The following is an 18150-nucleotide window of genomic DNA, read 5'->3' as shown; positions in this document are numbered from 1 at the left end:
CAGTCCGCGTCAGTCCACGTCGCCGTGGTGCAGGCGGCGGCGTTCCTGGGTCGTGGTGGGGGACTCGTCCCACCGCACGGGGTTCTCGTTCTCCTCCTTCTCGAAGAGCCGGACCCCGGCGAGCTTGTCCCGCAGCTCCCTGATGTTCGTCCTGAGCCCGCGGGCCAGGCAGATGACCACCACCAGCACCGTCCCGAAGAACAGCCACGGCGCGGTGGACGCGAGCGCGGTGACGACGCCGACGGTCACGGCGCGCAACAGCGACCCGTCGCCGAGCGCGGTGGCGAGGACGACCGTGAACGTGGCGGCGAAGAACACCAGCGGCGGGCTGACGACCAGCGTGAGCAGATCGGCGGGACGCGTGGCGAACGCGGCGAGGGCGCAGCCGGCCGCGAAGCCGCCGCCGGCGAGCAGCGGCACGCCGAACCAGCGCGACAGCAGCCCGCACACCACCCCGGCGGCGAACATGACGACGATGCCGCCGCGTCCGGTGAGGCTGATCGGGCCGCCGGACGAGGCCGCCGGGCGCGCCCGTGCGGGTGAGTCGCCGCGCTCACGTCCCACTGGACCCTCCAGGGCCGGCGAGGCGCCGCCCGGCGCGTCGCGTACCGTCGATGACCTCATCGCCACCCCTCCCCGGTGGGACGACCTCCCGTACCCCCCGGTTCGCTTCGCTCATGGGTGTTTCGCCGATCAGTCTGCTCGGGGATGGCCCGTCCGCCGAAACCTATCGGTTCCGCGGCCGATCCAGGCTGAGACCATTCCTCATCGGGCATCTGGTCGTCCTTGACCGCCGCGTCCTCCATGGCGTCGAACGGCTCGTCGTGCATGGCGTTGAACGGTTCGTCGTGCATGGTGTCGAACGGTTCGTCGTGTGCGGTGAGTTCCGCGGCGGAGAGGGTGCGCGGGCTCTCCTCGACGGGACGGGCTCCGTCCAGCTCGTCCTCGACCACGCCCAGCTCGTTCAGCTTGCGCGCACTGACCAGCACGCGCGTTTCCAGCGTTCCGATCGTCCGGTTGTAGGACTTGATGGCGCCGGTCAGCGCGCGTCCCAGTTCGTCTACGTGCTGGCCCATCGTTCCCAGGCGCTCGTACAGTTCCTTGCCGAGATCGAAGACCGCGCGGGCATTCTTGGAGAGAGCGGCCTGCTGCCATGCGTAGGACGCCGTCCGCAGCATGGTGATGAGGGTCGTGGGCGTGGCGATGTGCACGCGCCGCCGCATCGCGTACTCCAGCAGGCTGGGATCGCGGTCGAGCGCGGGCGCCAGGAACGCCTCGCCCGGAATGAACAGGACGACGAACTCCGGCGCCGGGCTGAACGCCTGCCAGTACGACTTAGCAGACAGACGGTCGACATGGTCGCGCAGATGCCGGGCGTGCGCGTCCAGCCGTACCGCGTCACCGCTTTCGGCGGCCTGGAGGTACGCCGCCAGGGAGACCTTGGAATCGACCACGATGCTCTTGCCGCCGACCAGGCGCACCACCATGTCGGGACGTACCGTCCCGTCGACGGTCACGGCAGTGGCCTGCTCGTCGAAATCGCAGTGGGGCGTCATCCCGGCTAGCTCCACGACGCGGCGGAGCTGGAGCTCGCCCCACCGTCCGCGCGCCTCGGGCCGCTGCAGCGCCCGGACGAGCGACTGCGTCTCGCGGCGCAGCTGGTCGGAGCTCTGCCGGACGAAGTCGACCTGCTTGGCCAGCATCGCGTGCGACTCGCGGCGGCCCGTCTCGACCTCGCGGAGCTGCTCCTCCACCTTCGCGAGGGTCTCCTTCAGCGGCGCGACCAGGTGCTCGACGGCCTGCTGCCGCCGCTGCAGCTCGCCGGCCGCCTCGACGCCCGCCGCCTTGAGCCGCGCGTCCGCCAGCTCAAGGAACCGCTGGTTGCTCGCGTCCAGCGCCTTCGCGGACAGGTTCTCGAAGTGCTCGGCCATCCGCTCCTCGGCGTAGGCGAGCTTCTCCTCGGCCGCCCGCGCCCGCGCGATCAGCGCGCCCTGCCGGCTCGTCGCGAGCGCGTACCCCACGACGACGCCGAACACGGCGCCGACGAGGAGACCGGCGAACAGCGCGACGTCCATCAGCTCATCGTGACAGCGCGCCCGCGAACGACGACCGCGACGCGCCGTGACGCCCACCGTCCCCGGACATTTGGCCCAACATTCACCAACCCGCGGGCCCCCGGATCATCTGGGCAGCCCAAGCGGTCGGCGGACGTCCGTAAACTTGACCGCCGTGAGCCTCTCCATCGGAATCGCCGGGCTGCCCAACGTCGGCAAGTCCACCCTGTTCAACGCGCTGACCAAGAACGACGCGCTGGCCGCCAACTACCCGTTCGCGACCATCGAGCCGAACGTCGGCGTGGTCGGCGTGCCCGATCCGCGGCTGGCCGTGCTGGCGGAGATCTTCGGCTCGCAGAAGATCATCCCGGCGACGATGGAGTTCGTGGACATCGCCGGCATCGTCAAGGGCGCGTCCGAGGGGCAGGGGCTCGGCAACAAGTTCCTCGCCAACATCCGCGAGACCGACGCGATCTGCCAGGTCATCCGCGCCTTCGAGGACCCGGACGTCACGCATGTGGACGGCGACGTCGCCCCGTCCCGCGACATCGAGACGATCAACACCGAGCTGATCCTGGCCGACCTCCAGACGATCGAGAAGGCCCTGCCGCGCCTCGACAAGGAGGCCCGTACCAAGAAGGACAAGGAGAAGCTCGCGGTCGTCGACGCCGTCAACGCCGCGCAGAAACTCCTGGACGACGGCGTCACGCTGTTCGCGGGCGCCGCGGCCGCCGGGATCGACCTGACGCTGCTGCGCGACCTGCACCTGCTCACCGCCAAGCCGTTCCTCTACGTCTTCAACCTCGACGAGGGCGAGCTGACCGACGAGGCCCTGCGCGCGCGCCTGCGCTCCCTGGTCGCCCCCGCCGAGGCGATCTTCCTGGACGCCAAGATCGAGGCCGAGCTGATCGAGCTGCCGGACGACGAGGCGCTCGAACTGCTGCAGGGCATGGGGCAGGAGGAGTCGGGGCTGTCGCAGCTCGTCCGGATCGGGTTCGCCACCCTCGGCCTGCAGACGTACCTGACGGCGGGCCCCAAGGAGTCGCGGGCCTGGACGATCCGCAAGGGCGCCACCGCGCCGGAGGCTGCCGGGGTCATCCACACCGACTTCCAGCGCGGCTTCATCAAGGCCGAGATCGTCTCGTACGACGACCTCACCGCCGCCGGGTCCATGGCCGCCGCGCGCACCGCGGGCAAGGTCCGCATGGAGGGCAAGGACTACGTCATGCAGGACGGCGACGTCGTGGAGTTCCGCTTCAACGTGTGACCGCGGCCCACGGCGCGTATCTGAACAGGGCCGTGACCTGTGTGATTTTGACAACAGCGGTGCCTTGCGACTGCCTCTGGGGCCGATGGGGCGTGTGTGGCCTGAGCGTCGCGTGAGCTGGGCGTTTTGATGGTAGACGTCCCGAAACGGACACTTTGCCGGGTTCTTTGGGAACGAATTGCGGTCGGGGACGTCACCAGGTAACCAAGCAACTCCCGACTCGCGGCGCTTGTCCGGATCCTGGACCTGCGCGCCGTTCGGAGCCTTGGATAGGGGATCGTCACCGTTTGGCAATCTTCCCCGTTCCTGCTGAGGTGGATTGCATTATCCACAACCGCGTGCCGGGGCTGTGCTTCACTGCGATGCGCTGGAACAATTGACGCTCGTGGTTACGCTGGGCCCGGGGTGGGTTCAGAAAGGCCACCGGGCAACACGACCAGGCACAAGGACCGCGCCGACCGGGGGCGAGGCGCGAGCGGAGGCAGGATGGCTCGCAGGTCGGCCGTGGGACGCGGCCGTGACACCGCCGTCGTCGACGAGACGGCGCCGCCCGGCCGGGCGCTCGCGTCGTCCGCCGACCCGTGGGGCCTGCCCGCCGGCGACCCGGCCGACCGCAGGCGCGGCGGCCGCGGAGGCGGCGGCGACGGCCCGCGCGGCGGCCGCTGGGGCGGATCCGGCGGACGCTGGTGGGTGTGGGCCGGACGCGCCGTGCTCTGGGCCGTCATCCTCGTCATCCTCGTCAACGGCGTCCGCGCGCCGTTCGAGCGCCTCACCGCCGAGGACGACCCGGCCGCCCCGGTCACCGGGCCGAAGCCCGCGAGGGGCACCGGGTTCCCCAGCAGTGCGGCGGGCGCGTTCGCCCTCCAGTTCGCCAACGTCTATCTCAACTACGACCAGAAGACGGCCCCCGCCCGCGAGGCGCAATTGCGGACGTTCCTGCCCGACGGCGCCGACGCCCAATTCGGCTGGAACGGCGCCGGCAAGATGCAGGTCCAGTCCGTCCAGGTCGCCGGAGTGGACGCCCGCGACGCCAACAACGCGACCGTCACCCTGCTCGCCCGCACCGCCGACCAGTGGCTCCGCCTCGCCGTTCCCGTCTACGCCGACAGGAACGGCTCCCTGGTCGTGTCCGCACGCCCCGCCCTCCTTCCCCCGCCGACCAAGGCCAAGCTTCCCCAGGGCGGCGTCCAAGACCGCGACACCGCGCTCGAAAGCGAACTCCAGCCGTTCCTCGGAACGTTCTTCCAGGAGTACGCGACCGGCAACCAGGCGGCCCTGTCCCGCTTCTCCTCCGACGGGACGACCATCGCCGGCCTCGCCAACACCGTCCGCTTCATGCAGGTCAAGGAGGTCGTGGCGCCGAAGGGGGCCGCGGGCGAGCGCACCGTCACCGCGACGGTCGTGTGGCAGCTCGCCCAGGGCGGCGGCGGTGAGCTGGACCAGACCTACCGGCTCACCATGGTCAAGAAGGGCACGACCTGGCTCGTGCGCGATATCCGCGGCACCACGGAACCGAGCGCATCATGAGAGGCCGCGCTTTGACGAATGCACCCCCCAGCCGACCCGCCAACCGAGGAAGGTAGTCAGTCGATGCTGCACCACATCATGGCGTCGATTCCCCACGAAATCCTGGCGGCGCCGAACGACGAACTCAAAACCGACGATCTCGCCGATTGGCTGCGGCAGATATTCGGTCCGCTCTTCCTGGTGATCGTCTCCATTGTGGCGATCTTCTTCCTGTTCACGCGCGAGATCACGCGTTTCGTCCAATTCATCGTGCTGGCGATCGGAATCGGGGTGGTCTTCTACGTGCCCAACATCATCGAGACCACGGCCAGGGCGATAGCCAGGGCCCTCGGCGTGGACGTCTCCTGACTCCGGACGGAGGATCGGCAGGCGGACCCGTGCTCGCGCAGTTAGGGGAGTAGGGGCGTGGATCTACCCACGTACACGAACATCTGGCGCATCGAGAAACGGCTGTACAAGCTGTACGACCTGCGGCTGCCCATGCCGCTGCCGCTCGTCCAGATCGGCGTGTTCCTCGGTGTGTTCGTGCCCTGGATCGTCATGCTCAGATTCGCGGGCATCCCCTTCGAGTCGCCCTGGCACGTGCTGTACATTGTCCCGCCGGGCGTCCTGACCTGGCTGGCCACCCGTCCCGTGATCGAGGGCAAGCGCCTCACCGAACTGCTGATCTCGCAGAGCCGCTACCTCGCCGAGCCCCGCACCTGGTGCCGCCTCACCCCGATCCGCGAACCCCGCGAGGTCGTCATCGTGGCCCGCGTCTGGCGCCGCGCCGAGGCCCCCGCCCCCGTCGCCGCCCCGGAACGCGCCGCGATCAAGTCCCGCCGCAAGCGCAAGCAGGCCGCCGCGCAGCCCGCCACCGCTCACCCGGCGGCCGTCCCCGTCCTGCTGCCACGCCCGTCCGCAGCCCCGGCGCCACCGTCCCTGGCCGACTACGCCGCCCAACACCCCACCCCGCCCACCCCAGCCGCCCAACCGCCCACCACACCCGCGCCTGCGTCCGCCGCTCCTGCGGCGCCCGCCGCGCCTGCGCCTGCCGCATCCGTCGCGCCCGCGCCCCCCAAGCCCTGGCGCCGGACGACCCGCGACATCTCCCACGAGGACGACGTCCAGGCCGTCCCCGCCGACCTCGAACACCCCCCGGCGACCCCCCAGGTGGACCTCCCGCCGCCCGCCCCGCCCCCCCGGACCGGCCAGCGCGCCTTCGCCGCCGGCGTCCGCCGCCCCCGAGCCCCCACCCACGTCTGGCCGGTCGCCGCCCCGCCGACCACCCGTCCCGACATCCCCCAGCAGACCCCGCAGGCCGACACCCGTCCGACCCCGGAAGCGGTGACGAACGCCACCCCCGCCCCGCCCGCCGAGCAGGCGCGCCAGGCCGGTGAGGAGGGCGACATCCGGGTCGCTGGAGGCGCGGCCGCCGGGTCCGGCGAGCCGCCTCGCGAGCAGGTCTGGTCGGAGGGGGAGATGCGCCGCGACGTCCGGCAGGAGCCGCCCGCGGCCGCCGAGCCCGCGCGGCAGGACCTCACCAAGCGCGACGCCCCGGACGAAGGCCAGAGGCTGCGCCAAAGGTCCAACGGAGAGATCGGCGACAAGAAGGTCGCCGGCCGGCGGACGCCCCCGCCACGCCAGGAACCGGCCGCCCCACCCGCAGCCGCTCAAAGCCCGGCCGCTCCCCCTGCGCCCTCTCAAGGTCGAACTGGGCCTTGGACGCCGCAGCAGGGCCCGCAACAGCAGGGCCCGCCGCCGCCCGTGACGCGGCCGGACGTTCCGGTGGTGCCCGGGGCGTTCGGGTCGCGGCCGGAGGAGCCGCCCGCGAACGGGGCGCGCCCGGCCGAGGAGGTCCCGGCCCCGCGGATGGAGGCGCCGAGGCCCTGGTCGAAGGGGCTGTCCAAGCCGCTGCGCGCGGTTCCGGAGCCCGCGCCGGAGCCGGAGCCGGAGGCGCCGCCGGTCGAGCCGCACCGGCCAGGCCCGGTGGAGGAGCAGCAGGCCCCGCCGCGCGAGGTCCGGTCGCAGCCGGCGTCGCCCGTCCGGCCGAGGCCGCTGCCGCCGCCCCCGGCGCCGCCGCCGTCCGGTCCCGCGATCACGCCGCCCGATCCCGAGCACGAGGTCACCGGCGGCGGGCTGCGGCGGCTGTTCCACGCCGTCGGCGGGGGGCACGGCGACGTCGACGCCGAGTACCAGCAGCGCCTCCAGCAGCCCTTCCGCGGGACGCGGCACGTCGTCGTGCTCGGCTGCACCGGCGGCGCCGGGCAGACGGTGACGGCGCTGATGCTGGGCCACACGTTCGCGCAGCACAACGGGGAGCCGATCGTCGCCGTCGACGTCAACCCCGGGCCGGGCGCGCTGGCGCGGCGGACGCGCAGCGACACCAACGAGACGCTGACCGGCCTGATCACGCGCGCCGACCAGGTCGGCTCCCTCACGGCGATGCGCCGCTACACCTCGCAGGCGAAGTCGGGCCTGGACGTCATCGCGGCAGGCAAGAACCCGCTGCAAGCGCTGGACGACCGTGACTACGCCCTGGCGATCCGCACCATCGACCGGTTCTACTCGGTGACGCTGCTGGACGCCGCCGCGGCCGTCGTCGCGCGCGTCCTGCCGTACGCCGACCAGCTCGTGCTCGTCGCCCCGGCCAGCGCCGACGCGCCGCGCGCGGTCGCGATGACGTTCGAGTGGCTGGACGGCCACGGCTACGAAGAGCTGCGTTCCCGCGCCGTGACCGTCATCAACGGGGTGAGCCGCCGCAGCATGGACGACGTCGAGCAGGCCGAGTCGATGGCGCGGGGGCGTTGCCGGGCGCTGGTGCGCATTCCGTGGGATGATCACCTGAGCATGGACCGCGCGCCCCGCAACGAGCTGAAGTCGTTGCGCTCGCCGACGCGGCGTGCCTATCTTGCCCTCGCCGGCGTGGTCGCCGGCGGTTTCACCGTGATGCCCGAGCGTTACCAGGAGTTCGAGCACGAGCAGGAGGCCACCCGATGAGCGCCCCTCGCGGGCATCGAGCGGAGACCTACACCGACCGGGCGGAGACTTACATCAGCCGGGCAGAGACCGGCATCAGCCGGGCGGAGACCTCCATCAGCTGGGCCGAAACCCATATGGGCAAGGGCTTCCTTGCGGGCGCGCCTGACGTTGATGACCATCCGGAAGGCGAACACTTCCCCGCGCGGCCCTTCGCGACCGTCCGCGCCTCGGGACAATGGACCGGGATGGGGAGGACGGCATGAGCAAGTCGAGCCGGCTGGCCGTGCGGTACTTCGACGACAGGGTGCTGCTCACCGACAACGCCGCCTGGGCGTACTTCCGCCTGCCCACGGTGTCGTACGAGTTCACCACGGGGGAGGAGCGCGAGGCGCTCGCCACCAACATCACCATCGCGCTCGCGGGCATCCGGATGCAGGACGCCGAGGTGCACCTGCGGATCGCGCACCGGACGTACCCGGCGGCCGACTGGGCGCTCGCGCTGGACCGGACGTCCGACGACGGCCCCGGGTGGCGGGAGTACCTGGAGGAGACGTACGCGCACGTGTGGGCCAAGGACTTCTGGACCAAGGAGGTCTACCTCGGGGTCCGGCTCGGGCCGCGCGGGATGGGCGCGCACCTGTCCGGCGGCGTGCTGTCGCAGCTCCTCGGGTTCTACAAGCGCAGCGAGAAGGTCCTCGGCGTCCACGACGACGCGATCGACAAGAAGGAGATCGGGCGCTGGAACGACCAGGCCGAACGCGTCGGCCGCGCGCTCGGCGGGTCGGCGCTCTACGCGCGGCACGCCACGTCCACCGAGGTGGCGTGGCTGTTCCAGCACGCCGTGACGGGGTCGCTGGCCGATCCGCCGCCGTCCGCCGTCCCCCGCAGGACGTGGGGCAAGGGCGAGATCGAGTCGCTCGTCGAGGGCGCCATCCACAACGGGCGCTCGTATCTGCGGATCGAGCAGCCGAACTTCACGGGCACCGGTGCGGGCGCGACGGCCGCGTCCTACGTGGCGTACCTGTCGTTCGCGCGCTTCCCCGACCTGATGCCGTTCCCGGACGGCGAGCCGTGGTTCCACTACGCCGACGCGCTCCCGTTCCCCGTGGAGATCAGCGCGCGGATGAAGCTGATCCCGCCGGCGAAGGCGTCCAAGGACGTCTCGCGCAAACTCGCGCACGCCCGCGACATGGACCAGCACATCCGGGAGGCGGGCGCGGAGGCGCCGATCGCGCTCGCGGAGCAGATCGACGCGGCGCGGATGCTGGAGCACGGCATCACCAAGGAGCGGCTCCCGTTCGTGTACGGGTGGCACCGGCTGATCGTGTCCGCGCCGACGGAGGAGCTGCTGGCCCAGCGGGTGGACGCCGTCGTCGAGCACTACCGCGACATCGGCATCGACGTCGTCAACTCGACCGGCGACCAGTTCTCGCTGCTCCTGGAGTCGCTGCCCGGCGACCAGATCAGGCTGAACGCGTACGCGCAGCGCCAGCCGCTGCGGACGATCGCGGGCGGCATGCCGGTCGCGACCGTCGACCTCGGCGACCGGACGGACGAGCACGACGAGGGCTGGATCGGCCCGTACGTCGGGGAGACGCTCGGCCGGGCCCGGTCGATCGTGCATTTCGACCCGCTCGTCGCGGCGGCGCGGAACCGTCCGACCGCGGTGGCGATCACCGGCGAGCCGGGCGGCGGTAAGACGACCCTGGCGCTGCTGCTGATCTACCAGATGGCGCTGCGCGGCGTCACGATCGCGGCGATCGACCCGAAGGGCGACGCCGAGTCGCTGGTGGAGCTGCTGAAGGCGCGGGGCAGGAAGGCGCGGATCCTGCCGCTCGGGTCGGCGGCGCCCGGCCTGCTCGACCCGTTCTCGTTCGGCGACGACCTCGCCACCATGAAGACGATGGCGACGGAGACGCTGCGGCTGCTGCTGCCGCGGATGTCGGAGGAGCGCGAGTCCGCGATGATCCAGGCGGTCGGCGCGGTCGCCAACGCGGAGCGTCCGTCGCTCGGACGCGTCGTCGACTACCTCGAAGGCGCGGACGACCCGGCGTCCAAGAACCTCGGCGCGGTGCTGCGGTCGATGTCGGAGATGCGGCTCGCGCGGCTGTGCTTCGACCCGTCCGGCGGCGACCGCATCGACACCGCCGGATGGACGACCGTGTTCACGCTCGGCGGCCTCACCCTGCCGGACGTCGCGATCTCGCGGGAGGACTACTCCTACGAGCAGCGCCTCTCGGTGGCGCTGATGTATCTGGTGTCGCAGTTCGCGCGGCGGCTCATGCACGGCCTCGACCGGCGGATGCCGAAGGCCATCTTCCTGGACGAGGCGTGGGCGATCACGTCCACGCCGGAGGGCGCGAAGTTGGTGCCGGAAGTGTCGCGTATGGGACGGTCGCGCAACACCGCGCTGATCCTGGTCTCCCAGAACGCCGGCGACCTGCTGAACGAGCAGGTCACGAACTGCCTGTCGTCGGTGTTCTGCTTCCGTTCCACGGAGCGGGTCGAGGTCGGCAACGTCATGGCGCTGCTCGGGGTGGAGGCGTCCGACGAGCACAAGGCCGTGCTGCGCAACCTCGGCAACGGCGAATGCGTCTTCCGCGACCTCGACGGCCGGGCGGGACGCATCGGCGTCGACCTGATCTCCGAGGAACTGCAGCGTTGGCTGGACACCAACCCGACCCGGTCCCGTCCGGGCTCGTCCGAACTCACCGCCGCGGGGGCCGAGGTCGAGGAGGTCAGTCGATGAGGGGTCCCCGCGACGGGACGGCGCGCCTGCAGCGCTCGCCCGGCGAAGGGCTCGACCGCGCCGTCCTGAAGCGGCGGGGCCGCCCGCCGCGGCGGCGGCGCAGGCATCCGCGCGCCCGCCGCTCGGTGCTGCTGCTGGTCGTCATGGCGCTGTTCATGATCGGCCCGCTGTCGCCCGCGATGGCGTCGATCCCGAAGCCGCCGACCCCGAACGACGCGTGCAGCCCGGCGGAGAGTCCGGCTCCGGAGCAGTACGGGTCGGGGACGGACGGCATGATCAAGCCGCCGGACTATCCGAGCGAGAAGCTCCAGCAGACCCCGGTCGAGAACCTGACCTACTACGACCGGTACGGCACCGCGGGGCAGTACTGGTACGCGGTCGACATGGGCTGCTCGGACGCGATGGCGCTGATGGGCAACGGCCTCGCCAACACCGTGTTCACGTTCGTCCGGGCGATCGACCGGGCCACGATCAGCGTCTACCAGGCGGCCGCGTCGGAGTCGCTGCTCGACTGGCTCAAGGACACCGTCGACGGCGTCATCACCGACATGGGCCAGACGTTCAACGCGCGCTACTGGTCGTGGGTGGTCATCCTCGGGGCGATGTGGCTGGCCTGGTGGGGGCTCGTCCGCAAACGGGCCAGCAAGGTCACCGAGGGCGTGATCTGGATGGTCGTCGCGATGGTGGCGCTGGTCTGGCTGATCGCGCGGCCGTCCGACTTCACCACGCTCGGGACGACGACGTCGGAGGCGACGAGCGCGGCGTTCAACGCGGCGTTGCCGCAGAGCGACACCAAGGGCGGAGTGTGCGTTCCGGCGCCGGGCGGCAAACCGGATCCGTCGGCGTCGGCGAACCTGGACGAGACGACCCGCAACGCGAACCGGCTGTGGGTGGCGCTGGTCTGCAAACCGTGGCTGCAGGGCGTGTTCGGCACCACCGACCCCAACGCCAAGATCGTCAAGGACAACGCCGACAAGCTGCTGTGGTCGCAGGCGGTCGACCTGCCGGAGACGTACGGCGACGACAACTCCGCCGATCTCGGGAAGAAGGCCGACGCCTACAAGGACGTCGCCAAGAACATCGAGGAGAAACATCCCGGCACGTATCCGCTTTTCCAGGGCAAGAACTGGGAGAACCGGCTGGGGGTCGCGTTCGGCGGGCTGCTCGCGGCGATCGTCGCGGGCGTGCTCATCATGGTCATCGCCATCGCGCTGATCGTGGTGAAGATCGCGTTCCTGCTGCTGCTGGTGGCGGGGCCGATCTTCCTCGGGATCGGGATACATCCGGGCATCGGACGCGTCATCGCCATCCGCTGGCTGGAACTGCTGCTGTCCATGCTGCTCAAACAGGCGGCTCTGATCGGCGTGCTGTCGCTGCTGCTGTGGGCGTACGGGCTGATCCTCGGCGAGACGCTGCCGTGGGGCCTGCAGATCCTGCTCATCGCGCTGGTGACGTTCGCGGCGTTCGTGTACCGCAGGCCGTTCCAGCACCTGTTCTCCGCGGTCGGCTACGGGGCCGTGGGGTCGCGGGAGAAGAGCGAGGCGATGCTCGACCGGTCCGTCTCCGAGACGCGCCGGAGCACGATCGCGGCCGTCGCCCCGTTCGGCGGCGCCGGGCTCGCGCGCTGGGCCAAGCGGGAGGCGGCGTCCGAGGGCGCCGCGGCCACGGCGCAGCGCGACACGGCGCCCGGCACCGCGATCGCGGCCGACCGGCGCGGCGCCGGCGCGGCCGAGGGGCAGTCGCCTGAGGACGCGCCGGTGCTGGCGGCCCGGCCGCGCGGCGGCGGTACCGGCACCGCGGCGCGCCAGGGACGGTCCCAGCGCGGCGCTCCGCCCCTTAACCTGCCGTCCCGCGCCGCAGCGGGCGACCGTCGCACTGAAGGCGGCGGCGGTTCCGGCGGTCCCGTCGAAGGTGTCGTGGTCGGCGGGGGCAAGTCGTCCCCCGATGCCGGCTCGGGCGCGGGGACCAAGCGCCCGCCCTCCTGGACGGGACGCGGCAGTTCCGGCGGCGGCGTCAGCGGAGGCGGCAATGGCGGCTCATCTGGCGGCGGCCGAAGCAGCGGCGGTTCGGGCGGCGGTGGCTCCGGCGGCGGCTCCGGAGGTTCCGGCGGCTCTGGCGGCGGTTCCGGTGGGAACGGCTGGGGCGGAGGCGGCTGGTTCGGCGGAGGCGGCGGCGGTCGTTCGCCCGGCGCGGCCCAGCGCGGCCGTGGCCGCGGCGGCTCCGGCAACGGCGGCGGCGGTGGCGGAGGCGGCGGTTCCCGCGGTTCTGGCGGCGGCTCCGGCGGCTCCGGTGGCTCCGGTGGTGGATCCGGGTCGAACGTCCCCCGGCCGCGCGGCGGCACGGGGAGCGCGCCGTCGAGGTCCCAGCCGGGAGAGCGGCGGACGCCTCCGCCGCTGTGGGGCAGGGGCGCCTCGCAGCAGGGCCCGTCGCTCCCGTTCTGGCTGCGTCCCGTCGACCGCCCGTCCGGTGAGGCGGAACGGGACGACTGATGAACCTGAACGACCGGCAGCGCCGGTTCCTGTTCGGGGGCCTCGTCGTGCTGCTCGCCGCCATCGGCCTGTACCTGACGTTCGCCGCGCCCGACGACGACCAGGACCGTCGGCAGGCGCGTCCGAGCAACTCGCCCACCGCCGGCCCGACCGGCCCGGCGTCACCGCCCCCCGGCATCCAGAACCCCGTGAACCCGAACGACTTCGACATCTACCGGCTGCTGCCGTTCAGCCGCGCGGAGTTCGCCACCGCGGCGGACCTGGCGCAGCGCTTCGTCGCCGCCTACGGGACGTACCGTTTCGACGAGCCGCCCGAGACCTACGCCACGCGGCTGTCCGGCTTCGTCACCGACGACCTGAGAGCGCAGCTGGCGCGGGACGCCGCCACGCCCGGCCTGCTGGAGGAGCGGCGCCGGAACCAGGTCGTCGCGCAGGGCTCGGCGAGCCTCGACCAGGTCCGCACCATCGAGAACAACTCGATCATCTTCGTGGTGACGGGCACGCAGCGGGTCAGCGAGGGCGACGCCGAGAGCAGTGACCGCAAGCGGTACGCGGTGACCGTGGCGCGCGACGGCGGCTCGCTGAAGATCTACTCCTTCCAGCCGGCGGACGTGGGCCAGGCGGGTGACACGGGATGAACCGCCGCGTGCTGATCGCCGCGGCGCTCGGCGCCGCCGCGGTGATGTTCTCCGGGCTGATCGTCGTCCCCGTGCTGCTCGGCGCGAGCCGGTTCATGTTCGGCGGCGGCGTCGCGGGCGGCAACTGCGTGAGCGTGTCGGGCGCCGAGGCGCAGCCTGCCGCGGCGACCGACGCGAAGGCCATCCCAGCGAACTACCTGCAGCTTTACAAGAGCGCGGGGGAGAAGTCCGGCATCCCGTGGAACGTCCTCGCCGGGATCGGCAAGGTCGAGACCAGCCACGGGACGTCCAACCTGCCCGGCGTCAAGAGCGGGGAGAACTACGCGGGCGCGGGCGGGCCGATGCAGTTCCTGAAGCCGACGTGGGACGCGTTCGCGGTCGACGGCAACAAGGACGGCAAGAAGGACCGGTACGACCCGGTGGACGCGATCCCGTCCGCCGCCGCGTACCTCAAGCACAACGGCGCCCCGCGCCGCATGCGGACCGCGATCTTCCAGTACAACCACTCGTGGGATTACGTGAACCTCGTCCTGGACTGGGCGAAGCGCTATGTGGGCGGCGACTTCAAGGTCGTCCAGGCGAACGGGATCGAGTGCGAGGACAACGACCTCCCGGCGAGCGCGTCCGGGCTCGTCCAGCGGATCATCACGTTCGCGATGGCGCAGCGCGGCAAGCCGTACGTGTTCGGCGCCAACGGGCCCGACGCGTGGGACTGCTCCAGCCTCATCCAGGCCGCGTACCGGACGGTCGGCCTGGGCATCCCGCGCACCACCTTCGAGCAGTGGCCCTACGGCGTGAAGATCGCGAAGGGCAAGGAGCAGCCCGGCGACCTGGTGTTCTTCGACTCCGGTCCGGGGACGTCGGCGAACAATCCCGGGCATGTCGGGATGGTGATCGGCAAGGGCAAGATGATCGTGGCGAGCTGCTCGACGTGCGTCCCCGCGATCGGCGTGAAGCCCTACAAGCGCTCCGACTGGGTGGGGACGACCCGTCCGCTCGCGCGCCCCGACCTGAAGAAGAAGGTCAACGAACTGGCGGCCGAGTAGCCTCCGCGACGGGCGTCAGCGGAAGCGGCGCTTGCCGATGACCAGCAGGATCTCGCGGAGCGCGTCGGCGGCGTCCCGGACGTCCCGCGGCGGCACGCCCGCCATGACCTCCTCGTGCGCGACGCCCGACGCCTCCAGGGCGCGCTCGGTGACCTGCAGCCCCTCCCCGGTGAGCTGGACGAAGCGGCTGCGGGCGTCTCCGGTGTTGGCCTCCCGCTCGATGTACCCGGCGCGCTGCAGCCGCTGCAGGACGTTGCTCGTCCCGCCCGAGGTGAGGAACGCCGACCGGGTGAGCTCGCTCGGCCGCAGCCGGTACGGCTCCCCCTCGCGACGCAGGACGGTCAGCACCTCGAACTCGGCGTAGGTGAGGCCGAGTTCGGCGAGTTCGGCGCGCACGGCCTGCTGGACGAGCATCGCGATCCGCCCGGCCCGCTTGCTGACCTCCAGCATCGCGATGAGCGGTTCGGACAGGCCGTCCCGCCGCCACGCGTCCGCCACGGCGTCGATGTCGTCCCGCGGCCCGCTGTCGTCTACCCGCACGCCCCGAGAATACGCGTCCGTCCACCCGGACCCGCCTTCGCCGGGGCCCGACGCGGGACGCCCGCCGTCGATAAATACGGAGGGGAACCGGAGGGCGGCGTGGCATGCTGATCGCGTGGAGCCCGAGATAACCATCCGAGTCGCCGACGAGCTGCTGATGTTCCTGCCGGCCGCGCGGCGGGGGCCGGTGAGCCGCGTGCCGTCCGACGGGACGTCCACGCTGGGGCATCTCGTGGAGTCGCTCGGCGTCCCGCTGCCCGAAGCAGGCCCGATGACCGTCGGCGGCGAGCCCGTCGGCCCCTCGACCCGTCCGGACGCGGGCGCGGAGGTGCGCGTGGCGGCCGTGCCGCGCCCGCAGCCCGTCCCGCTGGAGCCGGGGCAGGTCGCGCCGCGCTTCGTCCTCGACGTGCACCTCGGCACGCTCGCCCGCCGGATGCGCCTCCTCGGCCTCGACACCGCCTACCGCAACGACATGGACGACCCGGCGCTGGTCGTCCAGGCGAACGAGGAGCGCCGCGTCCTGCTCACCCAGGACCGCGGGCTGCTCCGCCGCCGCGCGCTGTGGTTCGGCGCGTACGTCCGCGGCTCGCGCCCGGACGACCAGCTCCGCGACGTGCTGGACCGCTTCGCGCCCGTCCTGCGGCCGTGGACGCGCTGCACCGCCTGCAACGGCGAACTCGTCCCGGTCGACAAGCAGGAGATCGAACGCGACCTGGAGGCGGGCACCCGCCGCAGCTACGACGTCTACGGCCGCTGCGCCGACTGCGGCCAGGTCTACTGGCGCGGCGCGCACGGCGGCCACCTGGAGAAGATCGTCCACGAGGCGACGCGGCAGGTCGAGGCGGCCGGCGCCGCGAAGTGACAGGGGAGAGGGGCTGGTCGGCATCGTTCTCGTGGTGGTGGGCGCGGCGATCATCCGGGACGGACGGCTGCTGAGCGCGCAACGGGCCGAGCCGCCGCACATGGCGGGCGGCTGGGAACTGCCGGGCGGCAAGGTCGACCCGGGCGAGTCCGACGAGGACGCGCTCGTACGCGAATGCCACGAGGAACTCGCCATCAAGGTCCGCCTGGGCCGCAGGATCGGCGACGACTGGCGCCTGAGCGACCGAGCCGTCCTCCGCGTATGGACGGCCCGCATCATCGAAGGCGAACCCCGCGCCCTGGAACACCTGGCCCTCCGCTGGCTCTCCCAAGACGACCTCTACGACGTCGACTGGCTCCCAGGCGACCTCCCCGTAATCAACGCCCTAGCCCAGCAACGCCTGCTAGGAACCTAGGCGCCCACTGGGCACGAACGGCGCTCACCCACCACCGCAACCCGCAACGACCTCAACGCCTGCTAGGAACCAAAGCGCCTACTGGGGCACGAACGGCGCCCAGCCACCACCGCAACCACGCAACAACCCAAACCACTGCGATCGCGTCCGAAGGCAGGTTTCGAGCTTGCGAGAAACCTGATCGCGCAGCGAGCCGCCAGGCGAGTCGAAGCGATGCCAGCGATCGCACCGTGTTTCTCGACGATGGAGGCCCGCCAGGGCCGAAGGAGGAGAGAAATACAATAAACAAAGCCCCTCCTACCGCGCCGCAGGAGGGGCCTTGTAGATCTGGGGGCTAGGAGATTCGGTTGGCGCCCGCGTAGTCGGAGCGGTCGGACATTTTGGAGATCTTCACCACATCGCCGGTCTGGGGGGCGTGCAGGTATTTGCCGTCGTCCAGGTAGACGCCCATGTGGTGGAGGCTGGCGCCGAAGTAGACGAGGTCGCCGGAGCGGAGTTCGCTTCGGGAGACCTTCGTCCCGAGGCCGTAGAGGTCGCCCGTGTAGTGCGGGAGGCCGGGCTTGCCGACTCTGGTGTACGCCCAGACGACGAGGCCGGAGCAGTCGAAGGAGTTCGGTCCGGCGGCGGCCCACACGTAGGGGGAGCCGAGCTTGGTCAGGGCCCTGCGGGCCATCTTGGCGGGCAGGCCGGTGCCCTTCACGGTGGCGCGGAGGCCGCTGCGCGGGTCGCGGACGTGCGTGGTGGTCAGCTTGTCGAGTCGCTTCGTGACTTCGGCGACCTTGGCCTTGGCGGCTTGGCGGGCCTTCTCAGCGTCCGCCGCGGCCTGCTTGACCTGGGCGATCTTCGTCTGGGCGGTGCGCTGGGCCGCGTCCGCCTGGTCGATCTGCTTCTGCAGGGCCTGGACGACGGTGGTCTGGTTCTGCGCGAGGTAGGCGCGGTCGGACAGGCCCTCCGGGGAGCCGTTCGCGCCGAAGATCGCGTCGGGCGCGCCGGACATGTAGTTCGCCGCGGCGAGTTGCCCGAGCCGCTCCCGTGCTGGCGCGGCCGCAGCGCGGAGCGTCGCGGCGTGCTGGGCGGCGGCACGCTCCGCTTTCTGCGCCTTGCCCAGCTCGACGCGGGTCTTGTTGTACTTCTCGGTGAGGATCTCGGCCTCTTCGTTCAGCGCGTCCAGGCTCTTGCGCAGGCCCTGCTCCGTCGTCGGGAGAGGGGAAGGGCTCGGATTCGGCGCGGCGGCGGGCAGGCCGTGGCCGGACGGCTGCGCCGCGTGAGCGACTGCGGGCGCGGCGGCGCCGAGGCCGATCAGGAGCATGGTCGCCGCGGCGGCGGGCGTGACGCGACGCCGCCGGTGGGGATCCGGTGCCAAGCCGGTGTTCTCCTCTCCTCGCGCGCCTACCGGGTTAGCTGACGGGTTCGGGCCAGGAGTCGCCCTACGACGTGTGTCGATTCACCCCGAAGGTGTGGGTCCCCGGTTCTCCCGCGGGCGGGAGATTCGGCGCTCCGGCCGCAGCCCCGAGGGGATGGGGCTCCGAACGGCCGGACGTCGGGCACATTACAAAGGATCAGCAGAGTTGGCCAATCGGGGGGCGGGCGGCGGAGGGCCCC

15 protein-coding genes and 1 riboswitch are annotated in these 18150 nt (G+C 71.8%); of the genes, 11 read left to right on the top strand and 4 right to left on the bottom strand.

Annotated elements, in window-relative coordinates; genetic code table 11:
* Window positions 1-9 precede the first annotated feature (9 nt).
* Window positions 10-624: a DUF6542 domain-containing protein gene (locus ACH35V_RS26190; protein ID WP_395975912.1), complete on the bottom strand. Its 615-nt coding sequence runs from the start codon at window positions 622-624 to the stop codon at window positions 10-12.
* The gene (locus ACH35V_RS26185; protein WP_395975910.1) at window positions 621-2075 is read right to left on the bottom strand and encodes a DNA recombination protein RmuC; all 1455 of its coding nucleotides are present in this window, start codon (window positions 2073-2075) and stop codon (window positions 621-623) included. The genes ACH35V_RS26190 and ACH35V_RS26185 overlap by 4 nt, the downstream gene beginning before the upstream one ends.
* 154 nt (window positions 2076-2229) lie before the next feature.
* Here ACH35V_RS26185 and ychF point away from each other — a divergent pair, with 154 nt between their 5' ends.
* The 9 genes from ychF to ACH35V_RS26140 all read left to right on the top strand — a co-directional run bounded on the left by ychF (window position 2230) and on the right by ACH35V_RS26140 (window position 14731).
* Window positions 2230-3321, top strand: coding sequence for a redox-regulated ATPase YchF (gene ychF / locus ACH35V_RS26180; RefSeq protein WP_395975908.1), 1092 nt, complete (start codon window positions 2230-2232; stop codon window positions 3319-3321).
* A gap of 486 nt (window positions 3322-3807) precedes the next feature.
* The gene (locus ACH35V_RS26175; protein WP_395975906.1) at window positions 3808-4848 is read left to right on the top strand and encodes a conjugal transfer protein; all 1041 of its coding nucleotides are present in this window, start codon (window positions 3808-3810) and stop codon (window positions 4846-4848) included.
* A gap of 63 nt (window positions 4849-4911) precedes the next feature.
* Complete coding sequence (locus tag ACH35V_RS26170) at window positions 4912-5196, top strand: hypothetical protein (RefSeq protein ID WP_395975904.1); 285 nt, start codon at window positions 4912-4914, stop codon at window positions 5194-5196.
* A 57-nt stretch (window positions 5197-5253) separates the two neighbouring features.
* On the top strand, window positions 5254-7827 hold the full coding sequence (locus ACH35V_RS26165; protein ID WP_395975902.1) for a TcpE family conjugal transfer membrane protein: 2574 nt from the start codon (window positions 5254-5256) through the stop codon (window positions 7825-7827).
* A complete protein-coding gene (locus tag ACH35V_RS26160; protein WP_395975900.1) occupies window positions 7824-8072 on the top strand; it encodes a hypothetical protein in 249 nt (82 codons plus the stop codon). The genes ACH35V_RS26165 and ACH35V_RS26160 overlap by 4 nt, the downstream gene beginning before the upstream one ends.
* Window positions 8069-10558, top strand: coding sequence for an ATP-binding protein (locus tag ACH35V_RS26155; protein ID WP_395975898.1), 2490 nt, complete (start codon window positions 8069-8071; stop codon window positions 10556-10558). Before ACH35V_RS26160 ends, ACH35V_RS26155 begins: the two co-directional genes overlap by 4 nt.
* Window positions 10555-13047 carry a type IV secretion system protein gene (locus ACH35V_RS26150; RefSeq protein ID WP_395975896.1) on the top strand — a complete coding sequence of 831 codons (2493 nt, stop codon included), beginning with the start codon at window positions 10555-10557 and terminating at the stop codon, window positions 13045-13047. The genes ACH35V_RS26155 and ACH35V_RS26150 overlap by 4 nt, the downstream gene beginning before the upstream one ends.
* Window positions 13047-13685 (top strand): hypothetical protein, encoded by a 639-nt coding sequence (locus tag ACH35V_RS26145; protein WP_395975894.1) that lies wholly within the window; start codon window positions 13047-13049, stop codon window positions 13683-13685. Before ACH35V_RS26150 ends, ACH35V_RS26145 begins: the two co-directional genes overlap by 1 nt.
* Window positions 13682-14731: an NlpC/P60 family protein gene (locus ACH35V_RS26140; protein WP_395975892.1), complete on the top strand. Its 1050-nt coding sequence runs from the start codon at window positions 13682-13684 to the stop codon at window positions 14729-14731. The genes ACH35V_RS26145 and ACH35V_RS26140 overlap by 4 nt, the downstream gene beginning before the upstream one ends.
* A gap of 15 nt (window positions 14732-14746) precedes the next feature.
* Here the strand turns inward: ACH35V_RS26140 and ACH35V_RS26135 are convergent, their stop codons facing one another.
* Window positions 14747-15271: a MarR family winged helix-turn-helix transcriptional regulator gene (locus ACH35V_RS26135; RefSeq protein WP_165969347.1), complete on the bottom strand. Its 525-nt coding sequence runs from the start codon at window positions 15269-15271 to the stop codon at window positions 14747-14749.
* Window positions 15272-15386: 115 nt separating this feature from the next.
* On the opposite strand from ACH35V_RS26135, the gene ACH35V_RS26130 reads away from it, so the two are divergent.
* Both ACH35V_RS26130 and ACH35V_RS26125 read left to right on the top strand, forming a co-directional pair.
* Window positions 15387-16133 (top strand): Mut7-C RNAse domain-containing protein, encoded by a 747-nt coding sequence (locus tag ACH35V_RS26130; RefSeq protein ID WP_395975890.1) that lies wholly within the window; start codon window positions 15387-15389, stop codon window positions 16131-16133.
* A gap of 37 nt (window positions 16134-16170) precedes the next feature.
* The gene (locus ACH35V_RS26125; RefSeq protein ID WP_395976292.1) at window positions 16171-16548 is read left to right on the top strand and encodes a (deoxy)nucleoside triphosphate pyrophosphohydrolase; all 378 of its coding nucleotides are present in this window, start codon (window positions 16171-16173) and stop codon (window positions 16546-16548) included.
* Between the two features lie 334 nt (window positions 16549-16882).
* On the opposite strand, the gene ACH35V_RS26120 is transcribed toward ACH35V_RS26125, so the two are convergent.
* Window positions 16883-17911: an NlpC/P60 family protein gene (locus ACH35V_RS26120; RefSeq protein ID WP_395975888.1), complete on the bottom strand. Its 1029-nt coding sequence runs from the start codon at window positions 17909-17911 to the stop codon at window positions 16883-16885.
* A 7-nt stretch (window positions 17912-17918) separates the two neighbouring features.
* Window positions 17919-18053, bottom strand: a riboswitch (cyclic di-AMP (ydaO/yuaA leader).
* Between the last annotated feature and the right edge of the window lie 97 nt (window positions 18054-18150).

This window comes from Actinomadura sp. 1N219 (genome assembly GCF_044326405.1).
In the GTDB taxonomy this organism is placed as follows: Bacteria; Actinomycetota; Actinomycetes; order Streptosporangiales; family Streptosporangiaceae; genus Spirillospora.
The sequence above is the reverse complement of the archived record's forward strand: the minus strand, read 5'-3'. Positions and strand labels throughout refer to the sequence as shown.

What these genes read in the sequence shown, in the direction of transcription:
- ACH35V_RS26190 (WP_395975912.1), bottom strand. Translation starts at nt 624, where the DNA reads ATGAGGTCATCGACGGTACGCGACGCGCCGGGCGGCGCCTCGCCGGCC.
- ACH35V_RS26185 (WP_395975910.1), bottom strand. Translation starts at nt 2,075, where the DNA reads ATGGACGTCGCGCTGTTCGCCGGTCTCCTCGTCGGCGCCGTGTTCGGC.
- ACH35V_RS26175 (WP_395975906.1), top strand. Translation starts at nt 3,808, where the DNA reads ATGGCTCGCAGGTCGGCCGTGGGACGCGGCCGTGACACCGCCGTCGTC.
- ACH35V_RS26170 (WP_395975904.1), top strand. Translation starts at nt 4,912, where the DNA reads ATGCTGCACCACATCATGGCGTCGATTCCCCACGAAATCCTGGCGGCG.
- ACH35V_RS26160 (WP_395975900.1), top strand. Translation starts at nt 7,824, where the DNA reads ATGAGCGCCCCTCGCGGGCATCGAGCGGAGACCTACACCGACCGGGCG.
- ACH35V_RS26155 (WP_395975898.1), top strand. Translation starts at nt 8,069, where the DNA reads ATGAGCAAGTCGAGCCGGCTGGCCGTGCGGTACTTCGACGACAGGGTG.
- ACH35V_RS26150 (WP_395975896.1), top strand. Translation starts at nt 10,555, where the DNA reads ATGAGGGGTCCCCGCGACGGGACGGCGCGCCTGCAGCGCTCGCCCGGC.
- ACH35V_RS26145 (WP_395975894.1), top strand. Translation starts at nt 13,047, where the DNA reads ATGAACCTGAACGACCGGCAGCGCCGGTTCCTGTTCGGGGGCCTCGTC.
- ACH35V_RS26140 (WP_395975892.1), top strand. Translation starts at nt 13,682, where the DNA reads ATGAACCGCCGCGTGCTGATCGCCGCGGCGCTCGGCGCCGCCGCGGTG.